Raw genomic sequence first — 18058 nt, forward strand, 5'->3', positions numbered from 1 at the left:
TGAAGCCACGGCCTCAGGCGCCGATCCAGCGCAGGAACACCGGCATCGCCAGCGGCACCACGATCGCCGTGAAGACCCCATTGAGCCCCATGCCCAGGCCGGCGAACGCGCCCATCTCGGCGCTTACCTGCAGCGCCCGCGCCGTGCCGATGCCGTGCGAGGCCACGCCCAGCGCAAAGCCGCGTACCGGATGGCTGTCGATGCGCAGGAAGTTCAGCACGTAGCGCGCCAGCACCGCCCCCAGGATGCCGGTGCAGATCACCAGCACGGCGGTCAGCGAAGGCAGGCCGCCGAAGCGTTCCGAAATCGCCATGGCTATCGGCGTGGTAGCCGACTTGGGCGCCAGCGACGCCATGATCTGCGGCGAAGCGCCCATGGCATAGGCAATGCCCACCGCCGACACCACCGCCGTGATCGACCCCGCCGCCAGGCCCAGCAGCAGCGGCACGGCAGCATGACGCAGCTTGCTCCATTGCTTGTAGAGCGGCATAGCCAGCGCCACCGTGGCCGGGCCGAGCATGAAGTGCACGAACTGCGCGCCTTCGAAGTAGGTCTTGTAGGGGGTGCCGGTCACGGTCAGGATGCTCACCACGATGGCAATGGCGATCAGCACCGGATTGGCCAGCGGGTTGAAACCGAGCCGGCGATACACCCACAGCGCCACCAGATAGGCCACCAGCGTGGTGGTCAGCCCCAGCAGCGGCGAGGCGGCGAGATAGACCCAGATGTCGGTCAGACGTGCCAGGCCGTGCATCAGTGCGACTCCTGGCCGGCGTCGGGCGTTGTCGGTTGATCTGACGAGTCAGGCGGACCGGACTTGCCAAGCCAGTTCATGGCCGCCTGCGTCACCAGCGCACCCACGGCGATGGCCAGTACCGTGCTGGCCACCAGCGCCACCACGATGGCCGGCAGGTCGGCCTTGAGCTGGCCGGCGGCGGCGATCACGCCCACCCCGGCCGGGACGAACAGCAATGACAGGTGCTGCAGGATGCCCCAGGAAGTGGGCTCCATCAGCTCAGCCAGGCGCGGTGATGACAGGAAGGCCAGCAGCAACAGCAGCATGCCGATCACCGGGCCGGGGATAGGCAGGCCAAGCAGCTGGGCGACGCCTTCTCCCAGGCACTGGAAGACGAGGAGGAGTGCGAGCGAAGTCAGGTTCATGGCGGGCTCTTTGGCAGGGACGTGGCCTGCGCGATCAGGAAAGGACGACATCAGGGGCAAGCCGTGATTGTGCCATCAGGCGGGCCATTTGATGCAAGCCCGTCTGCTGTACCTGCTGCCTGCTCATCCCGCCAGCGCCACCAGCCCCGCACAGAACAGCAGCGCCGACACGATGCGCTGGAACCATGACGGTGACAGCAGGCCATAGAGCCGTTCCCCCACCAGCACACCGGCCGCGAAGGCCGGCACCAGCCAGGCCGTCAGCGCCAGTTGCGGCAGACCCACCTGTCCGTCCCAGGCCAGGATCATGGCCGCGCCGAAGAACAGCACCATGAAGTAGGCCAGCAGGTTGGCGCGCAGGAGTGCGGCCTGCTCATGTGCCTGCTCATGTGCCTGCCCGTGATCGGCCGCTTGCGGTATCGCTCCTGCCTCAGCGCGCCGGATGCCATTGAAGTAGTACACCGCCGCCACCCCGCCGATCCCGCACAGCGCCGTCATCAGTCCCGATACCGCGCCGGCCGCCAGCGTCGGCGTGGCGCCGCCCCCATGGCGCCAGCGCCAGCCCAGCACGTGCAAGGCGGTCACCGCCAGCACGCACAGGCCGATGAGGCGATGCATGTCGGGCAGGCTGCCGCTGGCGATCAGGCGCACCCCCGCCGCAGTGCAGGCCAGTGCGATGGCCGCCAGTGGCAACACGGTAGGCCAGTGGGCCTGACGGACCCAGCCGCGCCAGCCCTGCAGCGACGCCGCGCAGTTGACCAGCACGATCAGGGCCGCCGCCTCTGAGGACGGCAGCGCCAGGCCGAACAGCGGCGCCATGACCAGCGCCCCGCCAAAGCCGGTCACGCCCTTGGTGAGACCGGCCAGCAGGCTGACCGCCATGAGGCCGGCGACCAGCGACAGGGAGGCGCTCATGCGGCCACCTCGGGATGGCACACGCGGCAAGAAGAAGGGATAAGTCGGGACATGGCGCAATCATTGCATCGGCACCGGCTGGACCATAAGACCAGCGAGACCTTTCCATGGAGCCAGCCACGACAGCACCGCAGGTGGGCAAGGCGCACAAAAATGGCGCGAAAGCGGTGCCGCTTTCTGCCCGCCGCACCACGCCCAAGCCGCGCAGCCTGCGGTGGCGCGGTTGTGCGCCGGGTCGTCACTGCCACAACGCACCCGGACCAGGCATGGTTGCGCTGGTCCAATCGAAAGCCTGCTGTGGCTCCATCGGCTGGCGCACTTTCTGCGTCACAGTAGGCGTGTTGCCAACACCGAAACGGGCAACCGCGTGCCAGCCACGGGCCGCGTTCCTTGCTCACATCGCCACATCACGATAACGAGGGGTTCTCCATGAAAGCATTCGCACTGCGTCCTACCCTGACCGGCCTGCTGGCCGGCGTCTGCCTGCTCTCCGCCGTCAGCGTCAGTTCCCTGGCCCTGGCCGCCGACAAGGAAGTCACCATCGCCTACCAGGACATGATGGTCCCCTGGCGCTACGCCCAGCAGCTCGACGAAGCCGCCAAGGAGACCGGCTACAAGGTCAACTACCGCAAGTTCGGCGGTGGCGGCGACGTCATCCGCGCCATGGCCTCGGGCAACGTGCAGATCGGTGAAGCCGGTTCCAGCCCGGTGGCGGCCGGCCTGTCGCAGGGCCTGCCGATCCAGCTGTTCTGGATCCTGGACAACATCAACGACGCCGAGGCCATGGTGGCCCGCAACGGAGCCGGCATCAGCTCGGTGGCACAGCTCAAGGGCAAGCGCCTGGGCGTGCCCTTCGTCTCCACCAGCCACTTCCATGCGCTCATGGCGATCAAGCAGGCCGGCCTGTCGGCGGCCGACGTGAAGGTGCTCAACATGCGTCCGCCCGAGATCGCAGCGGCCTGGGAGCGCGGCGACATCGATGCTGCCTTCGTCTGGAACCCGGTGCTGGCCAAGATCAGCGCCAGTGGCACGGTGGTGACCAGCTCCGGCAAGATCGCCGCCCAGACCGGCATCGCCACCTTCGACGGCTTCGTGGTCAACCGCGACTGGGCCAAGGAGCATGAGAAGTTCATGATCAGCTTCACCCGCATGCTGGCCAAGTACGACGCCATGTATCGCGCCAACCCGGGTCAATGGACCGGCGACACCGCGCAGGGCAAGGCGGTGGCAGCCATCTCCGGTGGCGAGCCGGGCGAGGTGGCGGCAGCACTGAAGCTCTACCAGTTCCCGACGCCGGCCGAACAGGCTTCCACCAAGTGGCTCTCGGGCGGCAAGGATGCCGGTGCCGTCAAGTCGCTGCAGGCCACGGCCGAGTTCCTGAAGGAACAGAAGACCCTGCAGGCCATCCTGCCGGATTACTCGGTGGGCGTGACCGACCAGTACGTCAAGGCCATCGCGGCCGGCAAGTAAGGTCGTCGTCCCTTCCCTTTTTCACCCATTCATCCTTGGAGCGCGAGCATGCTTGAAATCGACCAGGTCTCGATCGAATACCCGGCCCGCAAGGGGCCGCCCAGCCTGGCGCTGGACCAGGTCTCGCTGTCCATCCCGGCTGGCGAGTTCGTGGTGGCGCTGGGGGCCTCCGGCTGCGGCAAGACCACCCTGCTCAATACCATTGCCGGCTTCATCCCGCCCACGCGGGGCGAAATCCGGCTGGCCGGCGAGGCGGTGGACGGTCCCGGTTCGGATCGCGGCGTGGTGTTCCAGAAGCATGCGCTGATGCCCTGGATGAATGTGGTGGAAAACGTCGAATTCGGCCTCAAGCTGCGCAAGATGCCGTTGCACGAGCGGCGCCGCATCGCCCTCGAATGTCTCAACAAGGTGGGCCTGCTGTCCTCGGCCCACAAGCAGGTCTATGAACTGTCGGGCGGCATGCAGCAGCGCGTGGGGGTGGCGCGCGCCATCGCCTCCTCGCCCTCGGTGATGTTGCTGGACGAACCGCTGGGCGCGCTCGACGCCTTCACCCGCGAAGCCATCCAGGAACTGCTGCTGGACCTCTGGAACGAATCCCAGGGGGTGTTCTTCTTCATCACCCACGATGTGGAGGAAGCCCTGTTCCTGGCCACCCGCCTGATCGTGATGGCGCCCAGCCCGGGCCGCGTGGTGCATGACCTGAGCATGCCCTTCGCCCGCCGCTACCTGGCCACCCGCGATGCCCGCGGCACCAAGGCCGATCCTGAATTCATCGCCGCCCGCGAACGCGTGCTGGCGCTGGTCCACCAAACCTCGTCGACCGGGATGCACTGATGAACAGCACCACCGCCACCGCCGTCACCAAGCCGGCGCAGGAGACCACCATGCCCCCCTCTACCCGCCCTGCGGCCACCGCATCCGCCCAGGCCACTGCCCCGCGCCGTCGCCGGCGCCCGCGCAACTATGGCGCCCCGGGCCAGGGCAGCACCTGGCTGATCAGCACCCTCACCCTGGTGGCCTTGCTGCTGCTATGGTGGATCGCCACCGGCCTGCACTGGATCAAGCCGCTGTTCCTGCCCACCCCGCAGGCCACCCTGGATGCGCTGATGGGCGCCCTGCACGGCCAGACCCAGGGCGACACGCCGCTGGCGCAACACGTGCTCATCAGCCTGAGCCGGGTGATGGCAGCCTTCCTGCTGGCAGTGGTCACGGCCGTGCCGGTGGGCCTGGCCATGGGCACCTCGCGCCTGGTACGCGGCATCGCCGACCCGATCATCGAGTTCTATCGGCCGCTGCCGCCGCTGGCCTACCTGCCGCTGATCGTGATCTGGCTGGGTATCGATGAAAGCGCCAAGGTCACGCTGATCTACCTGGCCTGCTTCGCCCCGCTGGCGATGGCTTCCAAGGCCGGCGTGCGCTCGGTGGCGATCGAACAGATCAATGCGGCGCGCTCGCTGGGTGCGAGCAACTGGCAGGTGATCCGCATGGTGGTGTTTCCGGCGGCACTGCCGGAAATCCTGACCGGCATGCGCATCGCCGTGGGCTTCGGCTGGACCACCCTGGTGGCGGCCGAGATGGTGGCGGCCACCGCCGGCATCGGGCAGATGGTGCTCAATGCCTCCAACTTCCTGCGTACCGACATCGTGATCATGGGCATCATCGTCATCGGCGTGCTGGCCTACCTGATCGACCTGCTCATGCGCAAGATGGAAGAAAAGCTGATTCCGTGGAAGGGCAAGATGTGAAACCCGCACAGCCGGCTGCTGGCACGCTTCCTGCGACAACGCAGGCTTTGGGACAGCGGAGCAAAGGCGTGCGTGACCACCAGGCCCATCAGGTGATGTGGCGACAGATCTTTCCTGAGCCGGAGCGCCAGGGCAGTACCCTGCAGAGCCAGTTGCGGGTGTGCTTCGTCGATGCCGTGCTGGACGGGCGACTGGCGCCCGGCATGCGCCTGCCCTCCAGCCGCGAACTGGCCGACATGCTGGCCATTTCACGCAATACCGTGGTGCTGGTCTATGAAAAGCTGGCCGAGGACGGTTACCTGGAAAACCGTCCGCGCAACGGCTACTACGTCAGCGAGCGCTACCTGCATCACCACCGGCCGGTGCAGACCGCGCCCGACCATCCCCGCCGTGACGCACCGCAGGGGGTGGACTGGCAGGCGCGCATGCAGGCTGAGCCTGCCGGCATCAAATGGCTGGACAAGCCGGAAGACTGGCAGCGCCATCGCTATCCCTTCCTGTATGGCCAGTTCGATCCCAGCCTGTTCCCCATCGCCGACTGGCGTGAGTGCAGCCGCCAGGCGCTGGACGTGAGCTCGATCCGGGGCTGGGCGCCGGATGCCATCGACCACGACAATGCCTCCCTGGTGGACCAGTTGATCAAGCGCGTGCTGCCCCGGCGCGGCATCGCGGCGCGCCGGGACGAGGTACTGCTGACAGTGGGGGCGCAACAGGCCCTGTACCTGGTGAGCGAACTGCTGACGCCGCCCGGCTCCACCGTGGCGGTGGAAGACCCGGGCTACATGGATGCCCGCAACATCTTCCTGCGCCGGGGTGCGCAACTGGTGGGGCTGGAGGTGGACCGCGATGGCGTGCTGCCCGATCCGGCGGTGCTGGCCCGGGCCAGCATGCTGTATTGCACACCCAGCCACCAGTGCCCGACCGGTATCACGCTCTCCACCGAGCGGCGGCTGGCCTTGCTGGAATGGGCGCGCACCCATGATGGTGTGATCATCGAAGACGACTACGACGCCGAGATGCAATACGTCGGCAAGCCCTCCCCGGCCCTGAAGGCCATCGACCACGAGCGCCGGGTGATCTACATCGGCAGCCTGTCCAAGACGCTCTCGCCGGGCCTGCGCATCGGCTACATCGTGGCACCGGCGGAGGTGGTGGTGCGGCTGCGCGCCTTGCGACGGCTGATGATCCGCCACCCGGCCACCAACAACCAGCTGGCGGCGGCGCTGTTCATCTCGCACGGCCATTACGACCGCTTCCTGCATCTGATGCGCGATGAACTGGCGCGGCGGGCGGGCCTACTCATCGACGCCGTACGCACGCATCTGCCGATGATGGATTTCACGCCACCGGATGGCGGCTCTGCCTTGTGGGGTCGCTTTGCGCCGGAGATCGATACCCGGCTGCTGCGGCAGGCGGCCTTCGAGCAAGGCATCCTGGTGGAATCGGGCGAGGCCTTCTGGCTGGCCGAGCCGGGCATGGTCAATGGACTGCGGCTGGGGTTTTCATCGATCCAGGCCGAACGCATCGCACCCGGGATTGCGGCGCTGGCGGCCCTGGTGCCGCACTGCCGCCTGCGCTGAGGGACGCTCTCCAGCAGCGTCTTGCAGCCGTGCAGGGCGCCACGCGCCCGGCCCTGCCTTTACCTCTCCCCCGGCCTGTGCCTACAGGATTTCGTCACGCAACCAGTACCAGCGATAGAGCATGCTCTGCCCCAGCCGGCGGAAGGGCGCGGCCCACTCGCCCTGGCGCGGGAAGGGCAAGGCGCTGTCGTAGATGGGCAGGTCGATTTCCGGCCCACGCAGGCCGGCCACGCGTTCGGCCATGCGGCGCCCGGCATGGGCCGAGAAGGACACGCCGTTGCCGCCATAGCCCAGGGCGTAGTAGATGCTCTGCGCCGGATCGGGCTGCACCACGCGCGGCATCATGTCGTGGCTGACGTCGACCCAGCCCCACCAGGAGTGATCGATCTGGATCCCCTTGAGGGCGGGAAACTTGCGGGCCAGCCCGTCGACCAGCAGGCGGTAATGGCTCTCCTGATGCGCAGCGGCCCCACTGATGGCGCTGCGGCTGCCGATCTGCACCCGACGGTCCGGCAGCAGGCGGTAGTAGAAGCGCAACGTACGGGTATCGGTGATGGCCTGATGGGTCAGGAAATTGGTGGCCTGCAGCTCCGCATCGGTGAGCGGGCGCGTGACGATGGAATTGGACAGCACCGGGAACACGCGATTCTTCAGCAGCGGCGTCAGGCCCTGCAAGCCATAGGCGCCGGTGGCCACCGCCACCGCGCGCGCTCGCACCACCCCACCGGGGGTGCGCAGGTGATGGACCCCGTTGCGCGTTTCCCACCCCGTCACCGGGCTGGAGGGATGCACCCGGGCGCCCAGTGCGCGGGCCATCTTCATGTAGCCGAAGGCCAGCTTCAGCGGATGCACGCAGATGCCCACCGGCTCATGCATGGCACCGGCCGCCTCCTGGTCGCCGCACCACTCGCGCCGCACTTCGTCACCAGTCAGGATGCGGGTGTCGTAGCCGAAACGGCTGCGCATGACCTCGGCTTCGTTGCGCAGGAAGTCCATCTTCTTGGGCCGATGGGCGGTGTAGAGATGGCCGCCAGGCTGGGGATCGCAATCGATTTCCTCGGTGAGCTGGCGGAAGGTCTCGAAGCCGTTGCGGATTTCCTCGTCCAGCTTCAGCGCGGTCGGCAAACCCCAGCGGGCGATCCATTGCGAGCGGTACAGGCGACCGCTGGCGTTCTGCCCCTGTCCGCCATTGCGGCTGGTGCAACCCCACGCGACCTGGTTGGCTTCCAGCACGGTGGCGCGGATGCCATGCTCGCGTGCCAGGAACAAGGCCGTGGCCAGGCCGGTGAAGCCGGAGCCGATGATGACCACGTCGGCATCGGTGTCGCCCGTGATGGGGCCATCGTCCGGCGGTGGCTCACCGGCGCTGGCGACCCAGTAGGTCGGCGCGTACTGCATGTTGTGGCCGGGCGAGCGCGAGACCAGCGGATCGAAGGCGGGATCGTAGGGCGTGGCGGGGGCGCGGGGATCGGAAGCGGCAGCGCCGACTTCGGCGCGGGACAGGCTGTTCATGGCAGTGGCCTTGGTAGCGGTGGACGGGCGGCGCAGAGTGGGTGGCAGAACGGATGGAAAATCAGGCCGGCCTGACCGTGCGGTTCTTGCGGAAGACGTTCTTCTGCAGGATCTTGCCGTCGCGGAAGATGAACAGATCGACACCGTCGGCCTCGATGGGCGAGCCATCGGCGGCGGTGCCGGTGAAGGTCCATTCGGAGACGCCGCGCTCACCGGACACCCAATGGCGACCATTGCGCCACTGCGCATCGGGCACGGCGATCCAGGCCGAAGCAAAGGCCTTGGCAACCGCCTCATGGCCGGCATGGCGGGTGCCGTGGGCATCGTGCCCGGCGGCAGTGAGGAATTCACAGTCGGGATGCATGTAGCTCATGAGGGCAGCGATGTCGTGGCGGTTCCAGGCATCGGAGAAGGCCTGCAGGGTTTCCACCGTCACGGCCGGTGCGGTGCTGAGCGAATGGGATGGCGAGGACATGCGAACTCCATGGGATACCTGATACAGGCGAATACGGCACAGCCTACTGGAGCCTGGCCTGAGGGCCATAGAGCCAGCGGAGGCTTTTGATCAGGCCAGGCCGGCCGGCGATGGAGCCAGCCGATCCGCTGTGGGCAGGATGACGCCTTCTGCACCGTGCCTGACGTTTTCTGCACCATGGGCGGCAGGCGTGGACTCTACGATGAGCGCTCTTCAACCCCTGTGGAGCATACGCATGACCCATTCCAAACACCTGGCCGCCACCCTGGCCACCAGCGCTGCCCTGACGCTTTCCGCACTGTCGGCCCAGGCCGCCGATTTCACCGTGACCAGCAAGGACATCCAGGAAGGCCAGACCCTGAGCAACGCCCAGGTCTTCCAGGGCTTCGGCTGCAGCGGCCTGAACCGGTCGCCGCAATTGTCCTGGTCGGGCGCGCCGGCCGGCACCAAGAGCTTTGCCGTCACCGTCTATGATCCCGATGCACCGACGGGCAGTGGTTGGTGGCACTGGATGGTATTCAACATCCCCGCCTCGGTGACCAGCCTGCCGGGCGGGATCACGGCCGAGGGCAAGGGCTTGCCGGCAGGTGCCATCCAGGGCCGCACCGACTACGGCAGCAGCAGCTTCGGTGGCGCCTGCCCGCCGGAAGGCGACAAGCCGCACCGTTACCAATTCGTGGTCTGGGCCTTGAAAACCGACAAGTTGCCGCTGGATGCACAAGCCAGCGGTGCTATGCTCGGCTTCATGCTCAATGCCTCGGTGCTCGGCCAGGCCCGACTGACCGCCCACTACGGACGCTGACTCCGACGCTGATTTCAACCCCCATCCCCGCATGCAAAACGATCTCGCCATCCTGCCCTTCGCGCATGGCCCCGCGCCGACCCTGACCCGCATCCGCGCCCGCCAGGAGCAGAAGCTGCGCCAGGTCTTCATCGGACTGGCCAGCATCTGCCACGTGCGGCAGGGGCGCAAGCGGGTGCAATGGGGCAGCCGCCATCTGCAATGCGGTCAGGATGTATTGCTGCTGATCGCCCCCGGCACGCAGATGAATGTCGCCAACCTGCCCCGGGGTGGCGAATACGCGGCCGACATGGTCTCGCTGCCGTCCTCGCTGCTGGAGCGCTTCCGCCTGCACTATCCGGGCCAGGGCGCAAGGGGCTTACGAAGCAGTGAAGCGGCGGCGCTGGTCAGCGTGCAGCAGGACGCCGACATCCTGCGTGCCTGGCGCTATCTGCTTGACTGCATCCGCGATGACGCAGCGGCCGACCTGCAGTGCCAGGCCGCCGAAGGCCTGTTGCTGGCGCTCAGTCTGCGTGGGACGATGGGTGGTCTGTTGCGCGAACGGGGCGACGCGATCAGCCAGCGCATCGAACAGCATCTGCTGATGCTGGCCCCGGAGCAGCGCAGCCTGGAACAGGTGGCCGAGGCCTTCCACTGCAGCGTGTCGACCCTGCGGCGCCGCCTGGCACGCGAGCAGACCGGTTTTCGCGAACTGCTGGACAAGGTGCAGCTGGGCCAGGCGCTGGAACAACTGCAGGCCTCGTCCTTGCCGATTGCCGATATCGCCGCCTCCTGCGGCTACGATTCGGCCTCGCGTTTTGCGATCCGCTTTCGCCAGCATTACGGGCTGAGCCCCAGTGAATTGCGGCAGACCCTGCCGTGACGGTGAGCTGGCGCCACCCAGCTCAACAACATGCACCGTCATCCCGGTACGAAAGCACCGACAAGCGGTTGAAGTGACGTCCGACTGTGGGAAACGGGAGCGAAGCCTAGTATGGCTTCAACGGCTCGCGACAGCGGGACGCCCCCAAAACTCAAGGAGATACGCATGTCATCCAAACCGACTCTGAAATTCCTCGGCACCGCCCTGATCGTTGCCGCCTTCAGCACTGGCGCCATGGCGCAGACTTCGGGCGGCGCTGCCGGCTCCGGTTCGGCCGGCTCCGGCGCCACCGGTGCGCAGACCACCCCGGGTAGCGGCAACAGCGGCGCCTCCGATGCGGGCAGTTCCTCCAGCAAGAGCAAGACCATGCGCAACCACAACAAGTCCGACAAGAGCAGCACCAAGTCCCGTTCGGGTAACAACCCGAATGCCACCGAGATGAAGGATGGTCCCATGGGCACCTCCCCCGGCGGTAATGGCGGCACGGGCGGCGGTTCCGGTGCGGGTGGTGCCGGCGGCTCGGGTGCGGGCGCTGGCGGCTCCGGTTCCTGATCTGTCGCGACAGTCTTTCCTGACATGACCCGACCTGCCAGGTCGCTCAGCGGGATTTGACTAGTTTGCACGTTTGAGCGCGGCATGGCGTAGCCTCCGTTCCTTCCCGCCATGCCTGATTTGCCCCGTCGATCCTGACGGGGCTTTTTTATGCACGTTCGTCCGGCTCTGAGTGCAGGAACCAGCAAGGTGCAAGGGTACAATGGCGGGCTGTAACCACCCGTATTGCAACCTTCTCCCCCCGCCCCAACCGCGCCCATGACTGACCACTACGAAGTCTTCTACCGTCTCTGCTTTGCCATGCTGATCGGCTGCATCATCGGCATCGACCGCAACCTGCGTGGCAAGCCCACCGGCATGAAGACGCTGGGTCTGGTGGCCCTGGGCTCGGCGCTGGTGACGATGGCGGCGATGGATTTCTCCTTCAGTGCCGACGACCATTATCGTGACGCCGTCAGCCGCGCCATCCAGGGCGTGATCACCGGTATCGGCTTCCTTGGGGCCGGCGTCATCATCCATGAGCAACGCAGCGAGAAAGTCCGGGGCCTGACCACGGCGGCCTCGATCTGGGTGACGGCCGCAGTGGGCATCGTCTGCGGCGGTGGCTGGTGGCGCGTGGCCCTGATGGCGACGGCCCTGATCCTGTTGCTGTTCGTGGTGGGCCGGCCGCTGGAGCAGTTCCTGCACCGCCAGTGGCTGCGCAAGAGCGACGATGAACGGGCCGACATCGCCGCCCGCGAAGAAGACTGAACACCGCCGACGATGAAGACCCTGCTGCTCTATCTCTGCACCGCCGTGGCGGAAATCGTCGGCTGCTACCTGCCCTATCTGTGGCTCAAGCAGGACCGCTCGGCCTGGCTGCTGTTGCCAGCCGCGCTGAGCCTGGCCCTGTTCGCCTGGCTGCTGACCCTGCATGACGCCGCCTCCGGGCGGGTCTATGCGGCCTATGGCGGGGTCTACATTGCCGTAGCCGTGGTCTGGCTGTGGGCGGTGGACGGCATCCGGCCCTCGGCCTGGGATTGCGCGGGCGTGGCCGTGGCACTGGCCGGCATGGGCATCATCGCCTTCCAGCCGCGCTGAACACCGGCCATGGCCGGGCGGCAACATGCCGGCACACCGGATGTGACGCCCTGCACCCTCACGATGCACTGCACCACGAACGCGCAGCTTGCACTGCAATACATCACGCAATGATATATATCGGGGCCAGCCGTCAGCTCTGCAGTGGCGCCCTGCTCTTCCTCTTCCCGCCGCAAACCCGCATCGCACGGGCGCCCCGCCCGATTCCCACGGTCTGGCACGACCTTTGCTCATAAGAGCCCAGGATCAAGGACGATCCCCCAATTCGATGCCGATCTAACGATGGATCTGCAAGACACACGGACAATGGCGTCCGCTAGAACCGAGCCCACAGCTTGGTTCCAGCGGGCGCCTTTTTGTTTTTACAGGACCCGAGATGAGCAAATCCAATCGTATCGAGCTGTTTTCCCTGCGCACGCCGCAGATGCGCGCCTTCCACCTGACCTGGATGGCGTTCTTCGTCTGCTTCTTCGCCTGGTTCGCCTGCGCGCCGCTGATGCCGGTGATCAAGGGTGAATTCCATCTCACGCCCGGCCAGATCGCCAACATCAATATCGCCGCCGTGGCCGTGACCATCCTGGTGCGCCTGGTCATCGGCCCCATGTGCGACCGCTTCGGCCCGCGCAAGACCTATACCGGCCTGCTGCTGGCCGGCGCCGTGCCGGTCATCGGCGTGGCCTTTGCACAGAGCTACGAGAGCTTCCTGTTCTTCCGCCTGCTGATCGGTGCGGTCGGTGCCAGCTTCGTGATCACCCAGTACCACACCTCGGTGATGTTCGCCCCCAATGTGGTCGGTACCGCCAACGCGGCCACGGCTGGTTGGGGCAATGCCGGCGGTGGCGTAGCACAAGGCCTCATGCCGCTGCTGATGGCGGCCGTGCTGATGCTGGGCGTTTCGCAAGCCTGGGGCTGGCGCGTGGCGCTGCTGGTGCCGGGCGTGCTGATGCTGATCATGGCGGCGCTCTACTGGCGCTTTACGCAAGACTGCCCGGAAGGCAACTATGACGACCTGCGCGCAGCCGGCGTGACCATCGAAAGCGGCAAGCGCGGCGGTTGGGCCAGCTTCCGCGCTGCCGCCGCCAACTACCGCGTGTGGATGCTCTTCATCACCTACGGCGCCTGCTTCGGCGTGGAAATCTTCATCCACAACATCGCTGCCATCTATTACGTGGAGCACTTCCAGCTGTCGCTGGAATCGGCCGGCATCGCCGCCGCCAGCTTTGGCCTGCTGGCGCTGTTCGCCCGCGCCCTGGGTGGTTTCATCTCGGACAAGGTAGCCCTCGCGGGCGGCCTGAACCGCCGCGCCACTCTGCTGTTCGTGATGATGCTGGGCGAAGGCCTGGGCCTGCTGTGGTTCGCCCACGCCGGCAGCGTCGCAGCGGCCATCTTCGCCATGCTGTGCTTCGGCCTGTTCACCCACATGGCCTGCGGCGCCACCTATGCGCTGGTGCCCTTCATCGACCGCAAGGCCCTGGGCGGGGTGGCCGGCATCATCGGCGCCGGCGGCAACGTGGGCGCGGTGCTGGCGGGCTTCCTGATGAAGGGCCTGGGCAATACCCAGCAGACCCTGTCGGCGCTGGGCGTGCTGGTGACCGTGTCGGCACTGTGCGCCGTGGCCATCCGTTTCACTGCCTCGGACAAGAACGGCGAAGCCGTCCTGGCCGACAGCAAAGTTGCAGCCTGAGGAGATAAGCCATGAAGATCATCGTCATCGGCCACGGCATGGTCGGCCACAAGTTCCTGGAAAGCCTGGCCGAGAGCGGCGCCGGCGAACTGCAGGTCACCATCCTGTGTGAAGAACCGCGCCCGGCCTACGACCGCGTGCACCTCTCCGAATTTTTCGCCGGCAAGAGCGCCGACGACCTGTCGCTGGTGGCGCCGGGCTTCTTCGATGCTGGCCGCAGCGCGGTGCAGTTCGACCTCAAGCTCAACGCCAAGGCACAGCAGATCGACCTGGAGCGCAAGCAGGTGCTGGTCAATGTAGCCGGCGTGGAAGAAATGCTGGCCTATGACAAGCTGGTGCTGGCCACCGGCTCCTATCCCTTCGTGCCGACGGTGGCCGGCAACCAGCGCAAGGACTGCTTCGTCTATCGCACCATCGAAGACCTGGAAGCCATGCTGGAATGCGGCAGCCGCTCCACCTCCGGGGTGGTCATCGGCGGCGGCCTGCTGGGCCTGGAATGCGCCAAGGCCCTGCGCGACCTCAAGCTGGAAACCCACGTGGTCGAATTCGCCCCGCGCCTGATGGCGGTGCAGGTGGACGAAAGCGGCGGCCGCGTGCTGCGCCAGAAGATCGAGGAACTGGGCGTGACCGCCCATACGCAAAAGAACACGGTCGAAATCGTCGATGGCAAGCAGCACACCCATCGCATGAACTTCGAAGATGGCTCGCACCTGGAAACCGACATGATCGTCTTCTCCGCCGGCATCCGCCCGCGTGACGAACTGGCGCGCCAGGCCGGACTGAAGGTGGGCGACCGGGGCGGCATCGTCATCGACAACTGCTGCCTGACCTCCGACCCGGCGGTCTACGCCATCGGCGAATGCGCGCTGTGGAACGGCAAGATCTTCGGCCTGGTCGCGCCGGGCTACGACATGGCCCGCACCGCCGCCAAGCACCTGCTGTCACACCGCGACGACGCCATCGACGTGCCGCAATTCAACGGCGCCGACATGAGCACCAAGCTCAAGCTGATGGGCGTGGACGTGGCCAGCATCGGCGACGCCCATGGCAAGGAAGCCGGCAGCCGCTCCTACCAGTTCACCGACGAACGCCGCCAGATCTACAAGAAGATCGTGGTCTCCGAATCCGGCAAGCACCTGCTGGGTGCGGTGATGGTGGGCGATGCCGCCGAATACGGCACGCTGTTGCAGATGATGCTGAACAAGATCGAACTGCCGGAGGCGCCGGAATTCCTGATCCTGCCGCAGTCCGACGGCAAGGCCAAGCCCGGCCTGGGCGTGGATGCGCTGCCGGAGTCGGCGCAGATCTGCTCCTGCAACAATGTCTCCAAGGGCCAGCTGTGCGCTGCTGTCGCTTCTGGCGTGACCAATATCGGTGATCTGAAGGCTTGCACCAAGGCAGGCACGGCCTGCGGCGGTTGCGTGCCATTGGTGACCCAGGTCATGAAGGCGGAAATGAAGAAACAGGGGATGGCGGTCAATAACCACGTCTGCGAGCACTTCCCCTATTCGCGCCAGGAAATCCACCATCTGGTGCGCGTGGGCCAGATCAGGAGCTTCGACGAACTGCTGGCCAAGCACGGTCGCGGCCTCGGTTGCGACGTCTGCAAGCCCATGGTGGCCAATGTGCTGGCCTCGCTGTGGAACGACTTCGTGCTCAAGAAGGAGCATGCCAGCCTGCAGGATTCCAACGACTACTTCCTGGGCAACATCCAGAAGGATGGCACCTACTCGGTGGTGCCGCGCATGGCCGGTGGCGAAGTCACCCCCGACGGCCTGATCGCGGTCGGCCAGATCGCCAAGAAATACGGCCTCTACACCAAGATCACCGGCGGCCAGCGGGTGGACCTGTTCGGCGCCCGCGTGGACCAGTTGCCCGATATCTGGGAAGAACTGATCGCCGCCGGCTTCGAGACCGGCCATGCCTACGGCAAGTCGCTGCGCACCGTCAAATCCTGCGTGGGCTCGACCTGGTGCCGCTATGGCGTGGGCGACAGCGTGGGCTTCGCGGTGCGCCTGGAAAACCGCTACAAGGGCCTGCGTTCGCCGCACAAGATCAAGTTCGGCGTCTCCGGCTGCACCCGTGAATGTGCCGAGGCGCAGGGCAAGGACGTGGGCATCATCGCCACCGACAAGGGCTGGAACCTCTACGTCTGCGGCAACGGCGGCATGAAGCCGCGCCATGCCGAACTGATCGCCTCCGATCTCGACGAAGCCACCCTGACCCGCTATGTGGACCGCTTCCTCATGTTCTACGTGCGCACCGCCGACCGCCTGCAACGCACCAGCACCTGGCGCGAGAACCTCGAAGGCGGCCTGGACTACCTCAAGAGCGTGGTCCTTGATGACAAGCTGGGCATCGCCGCCGAACTGGAAAGCGAGATGCAGCACGTGGTCGACACCTACGAATGCGAATGGAAGAAGGCCGTCACCGATCCGGAAACCCGCAAGCGCTTCCGCCACTTCGTCAACAGCAAGGCCGCCGATGGCAACATCCGCTTCGTCGAGGAACGCGGCCAGATCCGCCCGGCGACCGTAGCGGAAAAGAAGTTGTTCGACATCCCCGTCGTCGTCGAAACGGTCTGAACCAAGGAGCCAAGCATGCACAGCGACCAGCAAATCCAGCACTGGACCCCGATCTGCGACCTGGGCGAGATCGTCCCCAATACCGGCGTGGCTGCCCTGATCGGCGGCCAGCAGGTGGCGATCTTCCACGTCATCGACCATAGCGCGGGCCAGGCGCAGGCACGCGTCTTCGCCATCGGCAACTACGACCCCAACGCCGACGCCGCCGTGCTCTCGCGCGGCCTGGTGGGCAACCTGGGCGAACGTATCGTGGTGGCCTCGCCGATCTACAAGCATCACTTCGACCTGACCACCGGCGAATGCCTGGAAGAACCCGCCCACTCGGTACCCGCCTGGCCGGCGCGCATCGAGCAGGGCAAGGTCTGGATCGGGGCCTGAGATGGAGACCGGGGCCGACAAGCGTGCCGCCAAACCATCGCTGGTAGTCATCGGCAATGGCATGGCCGGCATGCGCACCGTGGAAGAACTGCTCAAGCTGGCGCCGGACCTGTACGACATCACCGTCTTCGGCGCCGAGCCGCACGGCAACTACAACCGCATCATGCTCTCGCCGGTCCTGGCCGGGGACAAGAGCATCGATGACATCATGCTCAACCCCCGCGCCTGGTACGACGACAACGGCATCACCCTGCACGCGGGCGACCCGGTGATCCACATCGACCGCCGCCAACGTACCGTGCATGCACGCTCCGGCCTGGCAGTGAAATACGACCGCCTGCTGCTGGCCACCGGCTCCACGCCCTTCATCATCCCGGTGCCGGGCCATCAATTGCCGGGCGTGATCGCCTTTCGCGACATCCAGGACGTCGACACCATGCTGGAAGCGGCCCGCACCCACCGGCATGCGGTGGTCATCGGCGGTGGCCTGCTGGGGCTGGAAGCGGCCAATGGCCTGATGCGCCAGGGCATGGAGGTGACCGTGGTCCACGTCACCGACGCCCTGATGAACCAGCAACTGGACAAGCCCGCTGCCGCCCTGCTCAAGAAGGCGCTGGAAGACCGTGGCCTGCGCTTCCTGCTCAATGCCCATACCGAGGAAATCGTCGGCCCGGACCGCGTGACCGCCCTGCGCTTCAAGGATGGCAGCAGCATCCCGGCCGACCTGGTAGTGATGACCGCCGGCGTGCGCCCCAATATCGCCCTGGCCAAGGCCGCCGGCCTGCACTGCGAACGCGCCATCATCGTCGACGATACCCTGCAGACCTACGACCCGCGCGTCTATGCCGTGGGCGAATGCGTGCAGCACCGCAAGGCCACCTTCGGCCTGGTGGCGCCGATCTGGGACCAGGCCCGCGTCTGCGGTGCGCACCTGGCCGGCGCCGGCCATCGTCGCTACGTGCAGCAGGCCACCGCCACCAAGCTCAAGGTGACCGGGGTGGACCTGTATTCGGCCGGTGACTTCATCGGCGGCGAGGATACCGAAGACCTGGTGGTACGCGACCCGCGTCGCGGCATCTACAAGCGGCTGGTGCTGCGCGGTACGCGCCTGGTGGGCGCGGTGCTGTATGGCGACGTCAAGGACGGGCCGTGGTATTTCGACCTGATCCAGAGTGGCCGCGACATCAGCGCCTTCCGCCGCGAACTGCCCTTCGGCCAGGCCATGTGCCAGCAAGCCGCCTAGCTCCAAAGGAAACT

The 18058-nt window shown here is 66.4% G+C and carries 18 protein-coding genes; 13 read left to right on the forward strand and 5 right to left on the reverse strand.

Annotated features, from left to right (window positions below; translation table 11 throughout):
- Positions 1-13: 13 nt before the first annotated feature.
- From I5R65_RS11440 to I5R65_RS11450, 3 genes are all read right to left on the reverse strand, one after another.
- Complete coding sequence (locus tag I5R65_RS11440; RefSeq protein WP_102661981.1) at positions 14-754, reverse strand: LrgB family protein; 741 nt, start codon at positions 752-754, stop codon at positions 14-16.
- Entirely contained in the window at positions 754-1161 is a 408-nt protein-coding gene (locus tag I5R65_RS11445; RefSeq protein ID WP_180669801.1) for a CidA/LrgA family protein, read from the reverse strand. Before I5R65_RS11445 ends, I5R65_RS11440 begins: the two co-directional genes overlap by 1 nt.
- Before the next feature lie 123 nt (positions 1162-1284).
- Positions 1285-2076: a sulfite exporter TauE/SafE family protein gene (locus tag I5R65_RS11450; protein ID WP_180669803.1), complete on the reverse strand. Its 792-nt coding sequence runs from the start codon at positions 2074-2076 to the stop codon at positions 1285-1287.
- 429 nt (positions 2077-2505) lie between these two features.
- Here I5R65_RS11450 and tauA point away from each other — a divergent pair, with 429 nt between their 5' ends.
- From tauA to I5R65_RS11470, 4 genes are all read left to right on the forward strand, one after another.
- Positions 2506-3546 (forward strand): taurine ABC transporter substrate-binding protein, encoded by a 1041-nt coding sequence (tauA, locus tag I5R65_RS11455; RefSeq protein WP_102661978.1) that lies wholly within the window; start codon positions 2506-2508, stop codon positions 3544-3546.
- A 48-nt stretch (positions 3547-3594) separates the two neighbouring features.
- Complete coding sequence (locus I5R65_RS11460; RefSeq protein WP_006462986.1) at positions 3595-4380, forward strand: taurine ABC transporter ATP-binding protein; 786 nt, start codon at positions 3595-3597, stop codon at positions 4378-4380.
- Entirely contained in the window at positions 4380-5291 is a 912-nt protein-coding gene (locus I5R65_RS11465; protein ID WP_180669804.1) for an ABC transporter permease subunit, read from the forward strand. The genes I5R65_RS11460 and I5R65_RS11465 overlap by 1 nt, the downstream gene beginning before the upstream one ends.
- 68 nt (positions 5292-5359) lie before the next feature.
- Positions 5360-6871, forward strand: a complete 1512-nt coding sequence (locus I5R65_RS11470) for a PLP-dependent aminotransferase family protein (protein WP_180669806.1) — start codon at positions 5360-5362, stop codon at positions 6869-6871.
- Positions 6872-6952: 81 nt separating this feature from the next.
- Here I5R65_RS11470 and I5R65_RS11475 read toward each other — a convergent pair whose 3' ends face one another.
- Positions 6953-8383, reverse strand: coding sequence for an FAD-binding oxidoreductase (locus I5R65_RS11475; protein ID WP_180669808.1), 1431 nt, complete (start codon positions 8381-8383; stop codon positions 6953-6955).
- A gap of 61 nt (positions 8384-8444) precedes the next feature.
- Positions 8445-8858 carry a nuclear transport factor 2 family protein gene (locus tag I5R65_RS11480; RefSeq protein WP_180669810.1) on the reverse strand — a complete coding sequence of 138 codons (414 nt, stop codon included), beginning with the start codon at positions 8856-8858 and terminating at the stop codon, positions 8445-8447.
- 235 nt (positions 8859-9093) lie between these two features.
- Here I5R65_RS11480 and I5R65_RS11485 point away from each other — a divergent pair, with 235 nt between their 5' ends.
- The 9 genes from I5R65_RS11485 to I5R65_RS11525 all read left to right on the forward strand — a co-directional run bounded on the left by I5R65_RS11485 (position 9094) and on the right by I5R65_RS11525 (position 18044).
- Positions 9094-9660 (forward strand): kinase inhibitor, encoded by a 567-nt coding sequence (locus tag I5R65_RS11485; RefSeq protein ID WP_231395152.1) that lies wholly within the window; start codon positions 9094-9096, stop codon positions 9658-9660.
- Positions 9661-9691: 31 nt separating this feature from the next.
- Complete coding sequence (locus tag I5R65_RS11490) at positions 9692-10522, forward strand: helix-turn-helix transcriptional regulator (protein ID WP_180669812.1); 831 nt, start codon at positions 9692-9694, stop codon at positions 10520-10522.
- Positions 10523-10687: 165 nt separating this feature from the next.
- On the forward strand, positions 10688-11074 hold the full coding sequence (locus I5R65_RS11495) for a hypothetical protein (protein ID WP_180669814.1): 387 nt from the start codon (positions 10688-10690) through the stop codon (positions 11072-11074).
- A gap of 258 nt (positions 11075-11332) precedes the next feature.
- Positions 11333-11824 carry an MgtC/SapB family protein gene (locus tag I5R65_RS11500; RefSeq protein WP_180669816.1) on the forward strand — a complete coding sequence of 164 codons (492 nt, stop codon included), beginning with the start codon at positions 11333-11335 and terminating at the stop codon, positions 11822-11824.
- A 12-nt stretch (positions 11825-11836) separates the two neighbouring features.
- Entirely contained in the window at positions 11837-12154 is a 318-nt protein-coding gene (locus I5R65_RS11505) for a YnfA family protein (protein ID WP_180669818.1), read from the forward strand.
- 376 nt (positions 12155-12530) lie between these two features.
- The gene (locus I5R65_RS11510) at positions 12531-13838 is read left to right on the forward strand and encodes an MFS transporter (RefSeq protein WP_180669820.1); all 1308 of its coding nucleotides are present in this window, start codon (positions 12531-12533) and stop codon (positions 13836-13838) included.
- A gap of 11 nt (positions 13839-13849) precedes the next feature.
- Complete coding sequence (gene nirB, locus I5R65_RS11515) at positions 13850-16423, forward strand: nitrite reductase large subunit NirB (protein WP_180669822.1); 2574 nt, start codon at positions 13850-13852, stop codon at positions 16421-16423.
- 15 nt (positions 16424-16438) lie between these two features.
- Positions 16439-16801, forward strand: coding sequence for a nitrite reductase small subunit NirD (nirD, locus tag I5R65_RS11520; protein ID WP_180669824.1), 363 nt, complete (start codon positions 16439-16441; stop codon positions 16799-16801).
- Position 16802: 1 nt separating this feature from the next.
- A complete protein-coding gene (locus tag I5R65_RS11525; RefSeq protein ID WP_180669826.1) occupies positions 16803-18044 on the forward strand; it encodes an NAD(P)/FAD-dependent oxidoreductase in 1242 nt (413 codons plus the stop codon).
- The last annotated feature ends 14 nt before the right edge of the window (positions 18045-18058 follow it).

This window comes from Herbaspirillum sp. AP02 (assembly GCF_015767275.1).
Taxonomy (GTDB): domain Bacteria; phylum Pseudomonadota; class Gammaproteobacteria; order Burkholderiales; family Burkholderiaceae_D; genus Herbaspirillum.

Excerpts from the sequence above, each read along its gene's own strand:
- I5R65_RS11440 (WP_102661981.1), bottom strand. The coding sequence starts at position 754 with ATGCACGGCCTGGCACGTCTGACCGACATCTGGGTCTATCTCGCCGCC.
- I5R65_RS11480 (WP_180669810.1), bottom strand. The coding sequence starts at position 8,858 with ATGTCCTCGCCATCCCATTCGCTCAGCACCGCACCGGCCGTGACGGTG.
- I5R65_RS11465 (WP_180669804.1), top strand. The coding sequence starts at position 4,380 with ATGAACAGCACCACCGCCACCGCCGTCACCAAGCCGGCGCAGGAGACC.
- I5R65_RS11510 (WP_180669820.1), top strand. The coding sequence starts at position 12,531 with ATGAGCAAATCCAATCGTATCGAGCTGTTTTCCCTGCGCACGCCGCAG.
- I5R65_RS11445 (WP_180669801.1), bottom strand. The coding sequence starts at position 1,161 with ATGAACCTGACTTCGCTCGCACTCCTCCTCGTCTTCCAGTGCCTGGGA.
- I5R65_RS11525 (WP_180669826.1), top strand. The coding sequence starts at position 16,803 with ATGGAGACCGGGGCCGACAAGCGTGCCGCCAAACCATCGCTGGTAGTC.
- nirB (WP_180669822.1), top strand. The coding sequence starts at position 13,850 with ATGAAGATCATCGTCATCGGCCACGGCATGGTCGGCCACAAGTTCCTG.
- I5R65_RS11495 (WP_180669814.1), top strand. The coding sequence starts at position 10,688 with ATGTCATCCAAACCGACTCTGAAATTCCTCGGCACCGCCCTGATCGTT.
- nirD (WP_180669824.1), top strand. The coding sequence starts at position 16,439 with ATGCACAGCGACCAGCAAATCCAGCACTGGACCCCGATCTGCGACCTG.
- I5R65_RS11485 (WP_231395152.1), top strand. The coding sequence starts at position 9,094 with ATGACCCATTCCAAACACCTGGCCGCCACCCTGGCCACCAGCGCTGCC.
- I5R65_RS11450 (WP_180669803.1), bottom strand. The coding sequence starts at position 2,076 with ATGAGCGCCTCCCTGTCGCTGGTCGCCGGCCTCATGGCGGTCAGCCTG.
- I5R65_RS11500 (WP_180669816.1), top strand. The coding sequence starts at position 11,333 with ATGACTGACCACTACGAAGTCTTCTACCGTCTCTGCTTTGCCATGCTG.
- I5R65_RS11505 (WP_180669818.1), top strand. The coding sequence starts at position 11,837 with ATGAAGACCCTGCTGCTCTATCTCTGCACCGCCGTGGCGGAAATCGTC.
- I5R65_RS11490 (WP_180669812.1), top strand. The coding sequence starts at position 9,692 with ATGCAAAACGATCTCGCCATCCTGCCCTTCGCGCATGGCCCCGCGCCG.
- tauA (WP_102661978.1), top strand. The coding sequence starts at position 2,506 with ATGAAAGCATTCGCACTGCGTCCTACCCTGACCGGCCTGCTGGCCGGC.
- I5R65_RS11460 (WP_006462986.1), top strand. The coding sequence starts at position 3,595 with ATGCTTGAAATCGACCAGGTCTCGATCGAATACCCGGCCCGCAAGGGG.
- I5R65_RS11475 (WP_180669808.1), bottom strand. The coding sequence starts at position 8,383 with ATGAACAGCCTGTCCCGCGCCGAAGTCGGCGCTGCCGCTTCCGATCCC.